The organism is Aminobacter sp. J44 (genome assembly GCF_007829415.1).
Lineage (GTDB): Bacteria > Pseudomonadota > Alphaproteobacteria > Rhizobiales > Rhizobiaceae > Aerobium.
On record NZ_VLJG01000008.1, the window covers coordinates 46,653 to 62,610 of the forward strand.

The following is a 15,958-nucleotide window of genomic DNA, read 5'->3' on the forward strand; positions in this document are numbered from 1 at the left end:
GGCGGTATGCGCCTTGATGCCTTGCGGATCGACAGCGCCGCACTCGACCTCGACGCCTCCGCCGAAACCACCGTCGACGGCTTCCTGCGCCGCCTCGACCTCAAGGGCGCACTGGACGACGGCACGGATACCCCCATCGTGCTGCCGGTTCCGGGCGGACAAACCACCGTCAACCGCGCCGACTTCAATCTCTCCTTCGGCGAAGGCGACGAATGGTCCGGTCTTATCACCGTGCAGGATCTTGCGACCGCCGAGTTCGCGGCGGGCAACACCCAGATCAACCTCACCGGCACCAAGCAGAACATCGACGACCCGTTCACCCGCCGCCTGACTTTCGCGATCGACGGCAATGTCTCAGAGATCACCGCGAAGCGCGCTGACGTTGCCCAGGCGCTCGGCGACCGCATCACGCTCGATGTCGATGGCTCCTGGAATGCGGAGGAGCCGATCCGGCTTACTCAGGCGCTCCTCTCCGGCGAGGCTCTGACCGCCTCGCTGATCGGCGAGATCGCGGAAATGGCCTACAATGGCGCCATCGAGGTCAAGGCCGACAGCATCGCCCCCTTCTCCGGCATCGCTGGACGTGATCTCGCGGGATCAATCGACCTTCGCGCCAACGGCAAGGTCGAGCCGCTGACCGGCGCGTTCGATCTCGTCATCGAGAGCGCCAGCGACAATCTTCAGGTCGGCGTAGATGCGGCCAACAATCTGCTCGCCGGCCGCACCACCATCAAGGGCCGTGTCGCTCGCGGCGAGGATGGCCTCAACGTCAAAAATCTGCGCGTCGGCAACGACCGCGTTGAAATAACTGCTGACGGTTCGATCGCGACCGGCACTGCCGACTTCGACTACGCGCTCAACCTCTCCGACCTCGCACTGCTGACGCCGCAGGCGCAGGGGCGGCTGGAAGCGACGGGCAAGATCGCCGGCACGGACGGCAATCTTGCGCTCAACACCATCGCCCGTGTGCCATCCGGCTCGCTGGCCGGAAAGCGCCTCACCGACGCCAGCGTCACTTTCGATGGCGTGCTGGCCAATGGCGCGCTCGACGGCACGCTTGGTGGCGACGCCTTCATCGACGGCGTGCGCACGCAGCTTTCCGCAGGTGTTTCGGTCGCGGAAGGCCAGCGTCGCCTGACCGACCTCGACTTCACGACTGGCGGCGCCCGCGCCACCGGCTCGGTGACGCAGAATGCGAACGGTCTCATCGACGGCGAAATTAAAGTCGAGGCGGCCGACATTTCCACTGCCGCCGCCCTCTTCCTGGCCCAGGCCAGCGGTGCGCTGAACGCGGACATCCAGCTTTCGCACGCCGACGGGATCCAGAATGCCAACGTCACCGCCACCGCGCGGGACCTGCGCATCAACGAGAACCGCGTCGGCCGCGCCGACATTCAGGCTGCGGCCCGCGACCTGTTCAACGTCCCGGCCATCGACGGCACGGTGAAGGCCGAGCGGGTCGTTGCCGGAGGCGTCGACTTCTCGACCATCAACGCCACTGCAAGCACTGCCAACACCGTCACCCGGTTCCAGGCAGATACGGCTCTTGCCAACGGCGCACATGGCGCGGCGCGCGGCTCGCTCGCTCCGCAGGACAATGGCTGGCGCCTGGCGCTGGACGAAGCTTCATTCGGCCAGGGTGCGATTGCAGCACGCCTTGCGCAGCCCGCCGCCATCCGCGTTGCCGGCGAACGCATCGCCATCGACACGTTCGAGATAGACGTTGGAGGTGGCCGCATCACAGTGCGTGGAGATGCTTCGGAAGCCCTCGACCTCAACGTCGCCATCTCGCGCCTGCCGCTGTCGATTGCCAACCTCGTTCGTGCGGACCTTGGTCTCGGTGGCACTCTGGAAGGAGAGGCGCGCATCCGCGGCACGCGCTCGGCACCGCAGGCCACCTTCAGCGTTCGTGGCTCGGGGCTGCAGGCTTCGGCGCTGCAAGCGGCTGGCATCACCACAATGGATGCTTCCGTCTCCGGCAGCTTCGCCAACAACGTCGTCAAACTGACCTCGGCATCGGCGAACAGCCCGCAAGGCCTCACCCTGACCGCATCCGGCGATATTCCGCTCTCGGGCAACGGCCTCTCGGTAAACCTCAACGGCTCGGCACCTCTGACCCTCGCCAACCGATTCCTCGCCGATCGCGGCACGCAGCTGACGGGCATTGTGGAGGTCAACGGCTCCGTCTCCGGCAGCCTCCAGCAGCCGTCCATCCGCGGCATGTTCTCGACCAGCGGTGCGCAGCTCGTCGATCCCGATTCGAACCTGCGCCTGTCGTCGATCAACGTCATGGGCGCGATGGAAGGCGAAACCGTCACGATCCGCTCGGCCAACGCGGCGCTTGCGTCCGGTGGCTCGGTCAGCGCAACGGGCACCGTTTCGATCAACTCGGCGGCGGGCTTCCCGGCCGACATCCGCATCCAGCTTAACCGGGCGCGCTATGCCGACGGCGACATGGTTGTCGCCACCGTCAGCGGCAACCTTGCCGTTGGCGGGGCGCTGGCCCGCGATCCGCAGCTGACGGGCGAACTGAACGTCGAGCGGGCAGAGATCACCGTCCCCGACAACTTTGGCGGCAGTGCCGCCGCGCTCGATGTGATTCACAAGAACGCTCCGGCGGGCGTCCGCGAGACGTTGGTACGTGCCCGCGCCAATGACGGCACGCCTGTCCCCACCGCTCGCCCAAGCGTCCTGCGCCTCAATGTTGGCGTCAACGCCCCTGCCCGCATCTTCGTGCGCGGCCGTGGCCTCGATGCCGAACTTGGCGGCCGTGTCCAGTTGACCGGCCCGGTGACCGACATCCAACCGGTCGGCGGCTTCAAGTTGATCCGTGGCCGTCTCGGCATTCTCGGCCAGCGCATCACCTTCGACGAAGGAACGGTGACTCTTGTCGGCGACCTCGATCCCTATCTCGATTTCGTTGCCCGGTCGGAGGCTGCAGACACCATCGTTTACATCAACGTCCGCGGTCGCGTGTCGGACCTCGACATCTCGTTCTCCTCACAGCCGGAGCTCCCCGAGGACGAAGTGCTGGCGCACCTGATCTTCCACCGCAGCCTGTCCGAGCTGTCGCCGATGCAGATCGCGCAGCTGGCTCGAACACGAGCCTGCTCGGCAGCCTGCGCGATGCGGTAGGTCTCGACGACCTCGACGTGGTTACCGACAAGGAAGGCAACGCTGCCGTTCGGGCGGGCCGGTATATTCAGGAAAACATCTATCTCGGTGTGGAAGCCGGCGCCGGCGGCACGACCCGCGGCTCGATCAACCTCGACATCACGGAGGAGTTGAAGGCACGCGGCGCGGTCGGCACCGATGGCGACACCTCGCTCGGCGTCTTCTACGAGCGCGACTACTAGGCGGCTGCGAGACCTCCAAAACGCACACGGCCCGGATCATCTCCGGGCCGTTCTCAATTCTGGCGTCAGTGCTGGTTCTTCGGCGGGCCTCCGGGCGTTACCGTATTCGTGGCCGAAACCGGGTCGCTGGCAGGAAAGGTGTCTTCCAACCCCTCCTCCAGCTCATCGCCAGCTGCGGCGTTGCGTTCCCGTTCCGCCTCGAACGAGCGGGTGGCGGCCGTTTCCCGCACAGGCGCGGCAGCACGGCGGCTCGACCGCGAAAATGCCCAGATGGCAAGGACGATCAGGACGAGGGCAATGACCCAAGTTGTTGTCGACATGTCGCGTTCTCCCTTCAGTCAGGGCATGAACGCGTCAGCGTGCCTTTTGCTCCACGAGGCCTTCAAGCGGCCGCGAAGGCATCCCAAAGCAGCTTACAGCCGATGATGCCGAGAAGAATCAGCACCAGCCGGTCGAATGCTTCGCGCGACAGCCGGCGCGCGAGTGCGGCGCCGAGAGGCATGAACAGGCTGATGAGGAAGAAGGCGCCGAAGCTGATCGCAAGGTTGGTCCAGGTCAGCAGCCCAAAGTACCAAAGCGCAACGATTTGCGGCAGCGTCGAGAAGGAGAAGTAGACCGAGATGGACGCAATGAAACCGGCGCGGTCGAGCTTCAGAGCGTTGATGAAGGTCATCGACACCGGCGCCGACAGGCCGCTTGCGCCCTGCAGAAAGCCGGCAGCCATGCCTGCAGGAACGCTGAGCAGCTTGGCGAGCGCGAGTTCCAACTTCCAGTCAGGCTTTGTCAGGCGCAGCGCGATGTAGGCGAATACCGCGATGGCGACCATCAGGGTCAGCGTCGACTGAGAGAACGACACAAGCACTGCGGTGCCGATGACGACGCCGATGCAGCCGGCGATCGCAAAGCTCCACACGAACAGCTTCGACGGCTGCGCCGCGCGATAGGTCCACGACTGCCAGATGTTGGTGAGGAGATTCGGCATCAGCATGACGACGACGGCGAACTTGACGCCGAAGAACATCGTCAGCACCGGCACCGCCAGCACCGGAGCGCCAGCGCCGGTTGCGCCCTTGAGGACGCCCCCAAGCGCGAGCGCGATAACGACAAGTGCGATGCTGGTATAGTCGACGGCCATTCTGATGCGCTCCCCCGCAAGTCCGGCAAAAAGCCGGAGCCGCTTGTCTGCCTCGCATGCTCACATGTCAAGGCGGTTAAAAAGTGCTTCAGGGGTGTTCCAACTCGCGCGCGTTCGTGCGAAAGAGCCACGACTTCCCGCATACATCGAGGAACCGTTGACGACGCTCACGATCCGCCACCCGGACGCTTGGCATCTGCACCTGCGCGAGCGCGCAGTTCTGAAAGCAGTTTCGCCATTCGAAGGGGTCGCTTTTTCGCGCGCATCGGCCGGATGGCTGCGGGACCGCCATTTCCGTTCCACCGAATTCTCGTCGCCGGCGCTTTATGGCGTCCGACCGAGCTGCTAGCAGAAAATACACTCAACGAAGGGGTGAAGCCATGTTCTCCAACACATTTCCCGACCGGGCCGTCGCAGCTGAAATCGTCGCGAAGATGTTGCTGGAGATCGGGGCGGTCCACATCCGCGCCGACGAGCCCTACACCTTCACCTCCGGCCTCGCGAGCCCGGTCTACACCGACTGCCGCAAGCTGATCTCCTTCCCACGCATCCGCTCGGCGATCATGGACCTCGGCACCTCGATCGTGCTGCGCGACGCAGGCTTCGAGCAGTTCGACGTGGTGGCGGGCGGCGAAACGGCAGGCATCCCCTTCGCGGCATGGATGTCGGACAAGCTCGGCCTGCCGATGGTCTATGTCCGCAAGAAGCCGAAGGGCTTTGGCCGCAACGCTCAGATCGAGGGCTCGCTCACCGAGGGCCAGCGCGTGCTGCTGGTCGAGGATCTGACCACCGATGGCGGCAGCAAGCTGAAGTTCGCCGAGGCGCTTCGCACCGCCGGCGCCGTCGTCGAGCACTCCTTCTCGCCCTTCTACTACGGCATTTTCCCGGATACCCCGCAGCGCCTCGCCGACGCCGGCCTCAAGCTGCACTACGTCGCCACCTGGTGGGATGTGCTGAAGGTTTGCCGCGAGGAGAAGCGCTTCTCCGAAGAGGCGCTCGCGTCCGTGGAGCAGTTCCTCAATCAGCCGCTGAAGTGGTCGGCCGACCACGGCGGCATTGCCGAACTGAAGCGCTAAGCGCCATCACCCGCAGCGGGCTTCGGCCCGCTGCCTATTGTGCCTCTTCGATCACGCGCCGGATCGCATCGAAGGAGAAGGCAGGCGGGCTGCCCGTCTGCTCCGGCTCTGCCTTTTGTTCGGGCTCCTCGCGCGGCGCAGGCTGCGGCACCACGTTCACATGATCGTCCAGTGAATTTGCCGGCAGGAACGGCGCTGGCTCTTCCAGGCTGTCCTGCTCATCGGGCGCCGCGGCATCGGCGGGCTCATCGGCTGCCGGTTCATCCGCAGGCTGCTCGGGTTCAGGCGCGCTTGCCGGCTGCTCCGGCTCCACGGCGGTTCGTTCTTCCTCCGCACGCCGGGCCGCGTCCTCCTCTAGCTGCTTTTGCAGCCGCTCGAGACGTTCGGCCTCATTCCGTGCGCGCTCGGCTTCCTGCTCTGCCTTGATCCGCGCCTGCTCGATCGCCGTAAAGTAGCGAACCTCGCGACGAAGGCGCTGTCGCTCAAGCAACGCCGACTGCATCGCCGCGATGCGCTCCTGCTCTCGTTCCAGCGCGCGCTGGGTAAAATACTGGCCAAGCGGATCGGTATCGACCGTCACCTCGATCGCATCGAACGGGCCCGATGCAGTGAAGCGCACCGCAGGTTCCGATCCCACCAGCGCGTGCTTGCCGGGGTCGTAGGTCAGCGTCGAGTTCGCTGTGAACGTGCCCTGCTGCAGGTTCGCCTGCATCTCAAGTCCAAGGGTCGCGCCGGGCGCGCCGAGGCGCACCGGCGGGGCGCGCAGCACACCGTTGGTGATGGTGAAGGCAACGTCGGCGCTCTCGACCGGGAAGCTGCCCTGCCGCACGGGCGGCGCGGCAAACCTCCGGGTTGCCTCCGCATCGATCTCGGTCCCGAGCTCGTCCGCGGACTTCAGCAGATCTGCGAAGGCGTCAGGCGAGACGCCCGCAATTGCAGCGCCGTTGAGGTGGGCCGAGCCCGAACCGGCCAGCGAGGAGACCAGCCCGTCGATCGACTTGCCGTTGGCGGTAAAGGTCGTCGACAGTTCGATCTCGCCGGTCAGCCCGTTGTCGCCGAACAGTATGCGGGCATCCGCACCGGCGAGTTTCAGCTGACCCGAGAGCATCCCGGAGCCCGAATTATTGCGGAACTCGGCATTGCCGGTGAGTTGGCCGCCATAGGCGTTGCCGATGAAGCGCGATATCGCGGCGCCGTCCTGGCCGAGGTTCAGCGTGAAGCGCGCGTCGTCGGAGTGCCAGCCACCGCCTGCGGTGAGCAGCGTCACGCCAAAATCGAGTTCGGCAGTGAACGGGGCGGAGACGGTCGTGGCGAACGGCGTCGTCGGCCATCCATCCTCTGCTGCCTGCAGCGCCTGCGCGCTCACCAGCATTTCCGACACCAGCCTGAGGTCGAGATTGGAGAGCTGTAGCGCGCCAGTTAGGTGAGGCGCGCCCTCGCGCAGCTGCGCGTTGATGTCCCCGTCGATCGTCGTCTCCGCGACCCGGCCCGTCAGGCCGGACAGGACCAGCAGGCCCTCCTGTTCGTCCAGTTCCGCCTTGATCGACACCGGCAGGCCGTAGCCGAAGCCGGGAAGAGATATGCCCGCGGTTGCCAGCCACGGCTCGAGGTCGTCCGCCACCAGCGCGGCGCTGCCATTCAGCGTGATGTGTTCGTCGGCGAGTGCTGCTTCGCCCTGGAAGCTCGCCGACAGGCCATCGCCGATGAACAGGAACTTCGTCTTGCCGCCCCCGGCAAGCTGGCCCTCGAAGCTGAACTCGGCACTGCCCTGCCCGATCATGCCGAGCGGCAGGCTGGGCATGCCCGCGAGCGCATAGAGCGCTGAGGCATCGTCGTTACGCGCCGACAGCTCCAGCTTCATCGCGCTGTTTTCGAGACCTCCGAGAATGTCGCTGGCAGAGCCCGCAAGCGAGAAGGTCGTACCGCCAGCTTCGCCCGAGGCGCTGACGGCAAGGCCAAGCACCTCACCCGCCTTGGCCGAGGTGCCGACGACGCGGATCGAGGCGTCCTCGAACAGGCCCGGATAGCCGACGCTGTGGTCCGCCAAGGACGCAATGATCTTGTTGTTGGGGAAGCGCTCGCCGAGCGCCTCGACGAGCGGCGCAAGGTCGGCGGCGATGATGGTTGCATCAATGGTGCCCGCCGGCTCCGTACCGACGTTCTTGACCGAACCGGTTGCGCTGACATTGGCTCCCGCGAGCCCCCCAATCGACAGCTTGTCGATTTCGAGCGTGCCGTCCTTGAGGCGCAGCGCCGTMYCCAGCGACTCGGCAGTCAGGCCAGCCGCCGTCACCGGCCCGGCGGCGATCTGGAACTCGATGTCGCGGTCAGCGTGGCGCGTCCTGCCCTCGTCGCTGATGAACAGCGACGCCAACGCGCTCATGCCCTCCACGTCGAGTTCATTGCCATCGAGCTTGAGCGACATCGACGGCTTCTGATTGGCAGGCGTCCGGCTGACGATCTCGCCGGTGAACTTGGCCTTGCCGAGGATCAGTTCGAGATCCTCGAACAGCTGCTGTTCCGCGGAAAGATCGACCTTGGCGCTGAAACCTGCTGCCGGCAGTCGCCGGATCACGTCATCTACGTCGCGTGCTAGCCAGGCGGCGAAGCCCGACGGCTGGCCGACTGCGAGGAGCAGCGAGCCCTTGAAGCCGAGATCGTCGCTGACGGTAAGGTCGCCGCTGGCTTCAAGCGTCGCCCGGCCCGGAAGCGTCGCACCAAGCGAAGCAATCGCCCAGCCGCCTTCGGCCGGCGCTGCGTGCAGGTGGACGTCGCGGATCGTCGTGTCGCCAGCCACGACCGCCGGCAGCGCGACCTCGATGCGGCCCGGAATGGCCGGGCGCGGCATGTCGAGGAGGAAGTCGCGGACGGCGGCGATGCGCGTCTCCAGGCTGACAGCACCGCTCTCGGCCGAAATCGCCTCGTCGAACCGCACCTGGGCGCCATCGGCGCTGATGAAGAAGCTCGGCTGCGGGCCAAGGTCGAACTCCGCACTCCCCTCGGCGATGTAGGGATCGTCGAGAGGCCCAGTCTCGAAGCGGAACTTTTCGACCTTCAGCGCCGCGTGATCGAACAGGAAGTTGCCGCCAACGCGGTAGGCGGGCGGCCCCTCCTTCTCGGCAGGCTGTTCCCCAAGCGCGGACGCGTTGAGGCGGAAGTTGCCGGCATATTCCGCGCGACCATCCTCAACCCGCGCGGTGCCGTCCGTCTCCAGAGTGAAAGGATAGGCCTCAGGCTGCGCGCGGACGCGAATGCGCATGCCGTTTTCGTCGACCGCGCCGGTGCTGATCGAAAGCGCCGTGCGCATGCCGTCGAGACGCAGCGAACCTTCCATCCGCCACGGGCCCGCCAGCGAGCGCGCCGACAGCTCGGCATTGACCTCGGTCAGCGTATGCGTGCGCCCACTCGCGGCGTGACGGAGGACGGCCTTGCCTTCGGTTATCGTCAGCTTCTCGAGCGAGACGTGCGTGGCGCCGAGCGGCACCGAGGGACGTACCGCCCAGTCGAGCGCGCCGTCCTCGGCAACGTCAATCACGACCGACGGGCGAACTAGCCGCATGTCGAAGATGTGGATGTTGCCCTGCATGAACGGGGCAAGCTCGGCATCCATCGAGAAGGTCTCGACGGTCATCGCCGGCTCACCGGGCTTGATGCCGGCGACAACAACGTCCGTGAAGGTGATGGAGGGAAATGGCAGCAGGCGCGCCGACGCGTCACCCCTGACCGTGACCTCACGGCCGAGGATGCGTCCCGCCTCGCGCTCAAAGTCGGCGCGATAGGAGGTCCAGTCGACGAAGTAGGGCCCCACCAGCGCTGCGGTCAGCGCCAGCACGAGCAAACCGCCTATGGCGACGAATAATCGGGCCAGCCTGCTTCTCCCGCCAAATTTGCCAAAGCCGGCAGTACTTTACCCTCAATCGCGTGTCGATAAAGTGGCAAAAGCCTCTCAGGCTGCAGGAGGCAGAGTCTTCCCCGGATTCATGATGTTGAGCGGGTCGAGCGCCTGCTTGATCATGCGCATGAAGTCGACGCCATCGCCCACCTCGTGGCGCAGGAATGCCGTCTTGCCCTGCCCCACGCCATGCTCACCGGTGCAGGTGCCGTCCATGGCGATCGCGCGCAAGTTGAGCCGTGCGACAAAGGCCTCCATCGCCGCAATCTCTTCCGGGCTCGACGGGTCGGTCATCACCTGGACGTGGAAATTGCCGTCGCCGACATGGCCGACGATCGGTGCGATCAGGCCGGAGCGGGCAATGTCCTCTTCCGTCTCGCGGATGCACTCGGCAAGGCGCGAGATCGGCACGCAGACGTCGGTCGCAAGCGCCTTGGCGCCCGGGCGCAGCGACAGCATCGCCCAGTAGGCGTCGTGCCGCGCCTTCCAGAGCTTTGTCCGCTCTTCAGCGGCCGAGGTCCACAGGAACGGCCCTCCACCATATTCGGCAACGATCTCGCCGAACATCTCGGCCTGCTCCTTCACCCCAGCCTCCGAGCCGTGGAACTCGACGAACAGGCAGGGCGAATCCGGGTAGCCCAGCTGGGCATAGCCGTTCAGCGCCTTCATGCCGAGCGTGTTGACGAGTTCGATGCGCGCGACGGGTATGCCCATCTGGATCGTCGCGATCACTGCCTGGCACGCAGCCTCCACGCTGGGGAACGGGCAGACGCCGCCGGAGATTGCCTGCGGGATGCCGTAGAGTTTCAGCGTCAGCCCGGTGATGACGCCGAGGGTTCCTTCGGACCCGACGAGCAGACGGGTGAGGTCGTAACCGGCAGACGACTTCTTGGCACGCTGCCCTGTCCTGATGACGCGGCCGTCGGCCATCACAGCCGTCAGCGACAACACGTTCTCCCGCATAGTGCCATAGCGCACCGCATTGGTGCCGGATGCCCGCGTCGAGGCCATGCCCCCAAGGCTCGCATTCGCGCCCGGATCGATCGGGAAGAACAGGCCGGTGTCCCGCAGATACGCGTTCAGCTCCTCGCGGGTGATGCCCGGCTCGATGGTGCAGTCGAGATCCTCGGCGTTGACGGAAATGATCCGGTTCATTCCGGAAAGATCGATACAGATGCCACCGCCCGGCGCGTTGACGTGGCCCTCAAGCGAGGTGCCGGTGCCGAACGGGATCACCGGCACGCGGTGCTCGGCGCATGCCCTCACCACCGTCTGCACATCTTCGGTCGACTTTGCGAAGACAACGCCGTCAGGCAGCTGCGAGGGAATGTAGGTCGTCGTGTGGGCGTGTTGCCCGCGGATCGCCTCGCCCGTCTGGAAACGGTCGCCAAATCGCTGCCGCAAGATCTCGACGACAGCGGCGATGCCGGTTTCATTTCTCTCGACTGCCTGAAGATCGGCCAGAGCCATCAGCGCTTCTCCCCTGCGGCGGCTAAGCTTGTGTAACCACCATGTTTCCTTTATCCGCTATGAGCAAAGCCCGATCTTCTTGTCCAGCGCCAGAACTGCAAAGGAGCCGAGCCAAAATGCCTGTCGCAGCTCCGTTCATCTCCCGCGTCCTGGAGATCCAGCCGGAATGGATCGACTACAACGGCCACCTCAACATGGCCTATTACAACGTCCTTTTCGACCAGGGCGCAGATGAAGCCTTCGCGCATTTGGGTATGGGCCCTGACTATGCGCGCGAGCGGCGCCTGACGACCTACACGGCGGAGATCCACGTCTGTTACGTGCGCGAGCTGCATCTGAGCGACAAGGTTACCTGCTCGCTGCACCTTCTCGATTACGACGAAAAGCGCTTCCATTTTTACCAGGAGCTGCGCCATGTCGACGGCTGGCTGTCGGCGACTTGCGAGAACCTGACGCTCCACGTCGACATGAACGGCCCGAAGGTGTGCCCGATGCCGCCGGACATCCTCGCCAACATCGAGGCGATGCGGGCCGAGCATTCCATTCTGCCGCGACCGGAGCGCGCCGGTCGCTCCATCGGCATCAAGCGCAAGGCCTGACCACCGCTGCGGAGGGTTTGGAGCGCGTTTGCACCCGAAACGGCGTAAAATGGCAGGAGCCACCGCGCGCAGTGGCGTGTGGTGAAGGCGCAGTGCCGTACAGGCGCTCACCCGCTCCGGTTTGCCGCGAGGCTTGTCTCGACTGGAACTGGCATGTAGGGACGGCCGACCAACAGGACGAAACATGACGGATTTCATTGCAAAGGCGGTTCTGAAGCGCGACGTTTTCTCGGAAACGCAGAAGGGGTATCTGGCCGGCGAACCTGACAAGGTGGTGATCCGCCGTGTCGTGACCGCCTCGCCGATCTGGACGCGTCCGCTCGCCTGGATTCTTGCGCGCCGCGAGATTGCCGCGTTACGTGCGGTAAAGGGAATTGAAGGCACGCCGCAGCTGATCAATACGGATAAGGATGGGCTCGAGCGCACCTGGACCGAAGGCGCGCCGCTGCACCTCGCCCGCCCCTCCTCACGCGAGTTCTACAAGGATGCATTCCGGCTGCTGCGGCAACTGCGCCGCGCCGGCATCACCCACAACGACCTTGCAAAGCCGCAGAACTGGCTGATGACGCCGGAAGGCCGCGCATCGGTCATCGACTTCCAGCTCGCCTCGCGCCACCGGCGCCGCGGCGCCCTCTACCGCTTCATGGCCTATGAGGACTTCCGCCACCTGCTGAAGCAGATGCGCTCCTTCGCGCCGGATCTGATGACGCCCACCGGCAAGCGCATCCTCGCCCGCCGCTCGCTGCCGAGCCGCATCTGGATGGCGACCGGCAAGAAGGTCTACAACCTGATCACCCGCGGCATCTTCAACTGGTCAGACGGCGAAGGTACCGGCGACCGCCTTCAGCACGAGGGCGAGATCATCACCGCCGCTCTGCAGAAGGTGCCGGGTGTGCGCGACGTTGCGCTCACCCTCTACCCGCTGCCGCGCAAGGGCGTCGGCCTCTACGCCTTTGTGGAGGCTGATGGCGACATCAGCGCCCAGCTGCGCGCCTCGCAGGACAATCTGGAAAACGGCGCGCGCGCCGACCTCGTTCAGCAGGTCGCTGCCCTGCCCCGCACCGCCGAGGGCGAGGTCCGCCATGACCTTCTCAGCCTCGTTGCGATGAACCAGATCCCGGACCTCACCGCGATCATCGAACGGGATCCGGCGCTCGCCGCCATCGTGTCGCCGATAATTGCCGGCAGGCTCAACTTCACCGACCGGCGCATCAGCCGGCTCGAAACGGCAACCAACGCGTAGGCTTTCCGCGTTCGCACAGAACAAGATGCGAACAAAGTCTGGCCTTTCCGTTTAGAATCACTACATTCCAGCGACATGCCAGGCTTCGCCGACGACATACCCTTCTTTGATGAGGACGATCTGCCGCCCCGCCCCGCTGCGGCGTCTGCGCCTGCGGGTGGACCTGCGGGCGGCATTGCCGCGCGTGCCATGGCCGCACGCCAGGGCGGCAACCGCGCACCCGATTATCTCTCCGGCCTGAACCCGGAACAGCGACTCGCGGTCGAGACGACCGAAGGTCCGGTGCTGGTGCTCGCCGGCGCGGGCACCGGCAAGACGCGCGTACTGACGACCCGCATCGCCCATATTCTTGCCACCGGCAAGGCGTGGCCGTCGCAGATCCTTGCGGTGACCTTCACCAACAAGGCGGCGCGCGAAATGAAGCAGCGCATCGGCGTGCTCGTCGGCGAGGCGGTCGAGGGGATGCCGTGGCTCGGCACCTTCCACTCGATCGGCGTCAAGATTCTCCGCCGTCATGCGGAACTGGCGGGGCTGCGCTCCGACTTCACCATCCTCGACACCGACGACGTCATTCGGCTGATCAAGCAGCTCATCCAGGCCGAGGGCCTCGACGATAAGCGCTGGCCCGCGCGCCAGTTCGCCCAGATGATCGACGCTTGGAAGAACAAGGGCCTGTCGCCCGACGAAATTCCGGAAGGCGATGCGCGCGCATTCGGCAATGGGCGCGGCCGCGAGCTCTACCGCGCCTATCAGGAGCGGCTGACTACGCTGAACGCCTGTGACTTCGGCGACCTGCTTTGCCACCCGATCCGTATCCTGCGCAGCAACCCGGACATCCTGCGCGAGTACCACCAGAAGTTCCGCTACATCCTGGTCGATGAGTACCAGGACACCAACACGGCGCAGTACATGTGGCTGCGACTGCTGGCTCAGCGGCCGAGCAAGATGCGTCCGACAGACGCTCCGGCTACCGGCCGCGAGGCCGAACGGCTTATCGCCGGAGAAGAGCGCACGACCGTCAACATCTGCTGCGTTGGCGACGACGACCAGTCGATCTACGGCTGGCGCGGCGCGGAGGTCGACAACATCCTGCGCTTCGAGCGCGATTTCCCGGGGGCGACCGTCATCCGTCTTGAGCGCAATTACCGCTCTACCGCACACATTCTGGGCGCCGCATCGCACCTCATCGCCCACAATGAAGGCCGCCTCGGCAAGACGCTCTTCACCGAGAAGCCCAACCCGGACGATCCTAAGGTGATGGTTCATGCGGCCTGGGACTCGGAAGAGGAAGCCCGCGCCGTCGGCGAGGAGATCGAGGCGCTGCAGCGCAAGCAGCACAACCTCAACGATATGGCGATCCTCGTGCGCGCCTCGTTCCAGATGCGCGAGTTCGAAGACCGCTTCGTCACGCTCGGGGTCAACTACCGCGTCATCGGCGGCCCTCGCTTCTACGAGCGCCAGGAAATTCGCGATGCGATGGCCTATTTCCGCGTAATCGCCAATCCCGGAGACGACCTCGCCTTCGAGCGCATCGTCAACGTGCCGAAGCGCGGTCTTGGCGAGGCTGCAATCCGGCAGGTCCACGATGCTGCCCGCGCCCTTGGCGTGCCGATGCTGGAGGCCGCGGGCCGGCTTGCCGAAAGCGACGAGCTGAAGCCGAAGCCGCGCGCGGCACTGCGCGAGGTGGTGGCGAACTTTGCCCGCTGGCGCGACCTCCTCAACAATACGCCGCATACCGAGCTTGCCGAGACGGTGCTGGAGGAATCCGGCTACACCGACATGTGGAAGAACGACAAGTCGCCGGATGCGCCGACGCGGCTCGAGAACCTCAAAGAGCTCATTCGCTCGATGGAAGAGTACGAGTCGCTGCGGAGCTTCCTCGAGCACGTCGCGCTCGTCATGGACGCCGAGCAGAATGAGGAGCTCGACGCCGTCAACATCATGACGCTCCACTCGGCCAAGGGCCTCGAGTTCGACACGGTGTTTCTACCGGGCTGGGAGGAAGGCCTCTTCCCGCACCAGCGCGCGCTCGACGAGGGCGGACGCTCCGGCCTCGAGGAAGAACGCCGCCTCGCCTATGTCGGCCTGACGCGCGCCAAGCGGAACCTGCACATCTGGTTCACCTCGAACCGCCGCATCCATGGCCTGTGGCAGTCGACGATCCCGTCACGGTTCCTGGAAGAGCTGCCCGAGCAGCACATCGAGATTGCGGAAACGAGCTCGAGCTACGGCGGCTACGGCACGGGCTATGGTAGCCAGATCGGCGGCCGCAATCCGTATGGCGCCTCGCGCTTCGACAACGCCGGCCAGGGCTCGTTCAACAACAGCTACTCGACGCCCGGCTGGCAGCGCGCCCAGCAGAACCGCAACGAGGCGACCAACCGCAACTGGGGCTCGCGCTCGGGCCATGCGGTCGAGCGCATCGGCTATGGCGAAGTCGATTCCGGCTATGGCGCCGGCCGCACCTCGGTAAAGGGTCGCACAATCGAGGGTGAGCTGGTCGCCAAGTCGGTGACGACGACGGAGTCGCCGTTCAAGGTTGGCGACAGGGTGTTCCACCAAAAGTTCGGCAATGGCAACGTCGCCGCGATCGAGGGCAACAAGCTTACGATCGACTTCGACAAGGCCGGCCAGAAGCGCGTACTCGACGGATTCGTGACGGCGGTGTGAGCGCCGCGAGCCTGGCACGCACAAGTTGAAGCGAGGGCGCGCCTCTATGCCCCTTCACTCATCGTGTTGATGCTTGGCGCGGACGCTTGCGCCGCACTGCAGCGTGATCGTTCAGGCCTGGATCCCCTGCTCGGGCCCGCTTCGCGGGCTTGGCGGGGATTTCGAAGATGGGCACGTAAGCGCCCCACAGGGCAGAGCGCTTCCGCAGCACAGCCAGAAGCACCTAGGCGCCCATGGCTTCCACTCCCGCTCAATATCCGGAAAACCCTACCTTTTCTCATCGTCATGCTCGGGCTTGACCCGAGCATCCATGCCTGAACGGTCAGAACTGGACGCAGCCGCCGACACCGCGCTTCGACGAGAACCAGCCTTCCGTTACTACAACCTTCCACACGCTAAGAATGTGAGACAGAATAATTCGACTTTTACGTGTATTTTAGTAGTCTCACAACTGCAGGCAATGGTGCCTGTATCTTCCGCTCCATGCGGTTTACCTCCGGGCCCCTTCCGTCACACT

The 15,958-nt window shown here is 65.1% G+C and carries 8 protein-coding genes and 1 pseudogene; 5 read left to right on the forward strand and 4 right to left on the reverse strand.

The genetic code is table 11. From position 1 onward, the window contains the following. The first annotated feature begins 2,298 nt into the window (after nucleotides 1–2,298). A pseudogene (locus tag L610_RS20825) lies at nucleotides 2,299–3,356 on the forward strand (translocation/assembly module TamB domain-containing protein). Nucleotides 3,357–3,421: 65 nt separating this feature from the next. Here L610_RS20825 and L610_RS04475 read toward each other — a convergent pair. Then, a complete protein-coding gene (locus tag L610_RS04475) occupies nucleotides 3,422–3,676 on the reverse strand; it encodes a hypothetical protein (RefSeq protein WP_186441339.1) in 255 nt (84 codons plus the stop codon). Nucleotides 3,677–3,738: 62 nt separating this feature from the next. After that, nucleotides 3,739–4,491: a sulfite exporter TauE/SafE family protein gene (locus tag L610_RS04480; RefSeq protein WP_034329130.1), complete on the reverse strand. Its 753-nt coding sequence runs from the start codon at nucleotides 4,489–4,491 to the stop codon at nucleotides 3,739–3,741. A 380-nt stretch (nucleotides 4,492–4,871) separates the two neighbouring features. On the opposite strand from L610_RS04480, the gene L610_RS04490 reads away from it, so the two are divergent. Continuing rightward, nucleotides 4,872–5,567 (forward strand): orotate phosphoribosyltransferase, encoded by a 696-nt coding sequence (locus L610_RS04490; RefSeq protein WP_024846571.1) that lies wholly within the window; start codon nucleotides 4,872–4,874, stop codon nucleotides 5,565–5,567. Between the two features lie 34 nt (nucleotides 5,568–5,601). Here the strand turns inward: L610_RS04490 and L610_RS04495 are convergent, their stop codons facing one another. Beyond that, nucleotides 5,602–9,399 carry an AsmA-like C-terminal region-containing protein gene (locus tag L610_RS04495; RefSeq protein ID WP_144702841.1) on the reverse strand — a complete coding sequence of 1,266 codons (3,798 nt, stop codon included), beginning with the start codon at nucleotides 9,397–9,399 and terminating at the stop codon, nucleotides 5,602–5,604. A gap of 114 nt (nucleotides 9,400–9,513) precedes the next feature. Next, nucleotides 9,514–10,929: an FAD-binding oxidoreductase gene (locus L610_RS04500; protein ID WP_024846573.1), complete on the reverse strand. Its 1,416-nt coding sequence runs from the start codon at nucleotides 10,927–10,929 to the stop codon at nucleotides 9,514–9,516. A gap of 116 nt (nucleotides 10,930–11,045) precedes the next feature. Between L610_RS04500 and L610_RS04505 the strand changes: the two genes are divergently transcribed. The 3 genes from L610_RS04505 (at nucleotide 11,046) to L610_RS04515 (ending at nucleotide 15,441) form a co-directional block, all read left to right on the forward strand. Next, nucleotides 11,046–11,528: a thioesterase family protein gene (locus tag L610_RS04505; protein WP_024846574.1), complete on the forward strand. Its 483-nt coding sequence runs from the start codon at nucleotides 11,046–11,048 to the stop codon at nucleotides 11,526–11,528. Between the two features lie 184 nt (nucleotides 11,529–11,712). Further along, on the forward strand, nucleotides 11,713–12,771 hold the full coding sequence (locus tag L610_RS04510; RefSeq protein ID WP_144702844.1) for a serine/threonine protein kinase: 1,059 nt from the start codon (nucleotides 11,713–11,715) through the stop codon (nucleotides 12,769–12,771). A gap of 75 nt (nucleotides 12,772–12,846) precedes the next feature. Next, nucleotides 12,847–15,441 (forward strand): ATP-dependent helicase, encoded by a 2,595-nt coding sequence (locus tag L610_RS04515; protein WP_144702847.1) that lies wholly within the window; start codon nucleotides 12,847–12,849, stop codon nucleotides 15,439–15,441. The last annotated feature ends 517 nt before the right edge of the window (nucleotides 15,442–15,958 follow it).

Bases quoted from the DNA above. Each gene is read 5' to 3' on its own strand.
- L610_RS04500 (WP_024846573.1), bottom strand. From the start codon at position 10,929: ATGGCTCTGGCCGATCTTCAGGCAGTCGAGAGAAATGAAACCGGCATC.
- L610_RS04510 (WP_144702844.1), top strand. From the start codon at position 11,713: ATGACGGATTTCATTGCAAAGGCGGTTCTGAAGCGCGACGTTTTCTCG.
- L610_RS04515 (WP_144702847.1), top strand. From the start codon at position 12,847: ATGCCAGGCTTCGCCGACGACATACCCTTCTTTGATGAGGACGATCTG.
- L610_RS04505 (WP_024846574.1), top strand. From the start codon at position 11,046: ATGCCTGTCGCAGCTCCGTTCATCTCCCGCGTCCTGGAGATCCAGCCG.
- L610_RS04480 (WP_034329130.1), bottom strand. From the start codon at position 4,491: ATGGCCGTCGACTATACCAGCATCGCACTTGTCGTTATCGCGCTCGCG.
- L610_RS04475 (WP_186441339.1), bottom strand. From the start codon at position 3,676: ATGTCGACAACAACTTGGGTCATTGCCCTCGTCCTGATCGTCCTTGCC.
- L610_RS04490 (WP_024846571.1), top strand. From the start codon at position 4,872: ATGTTCTCCAACACATTTCCCGACCGGGCCGTCGCAGCTGAAATCGTC.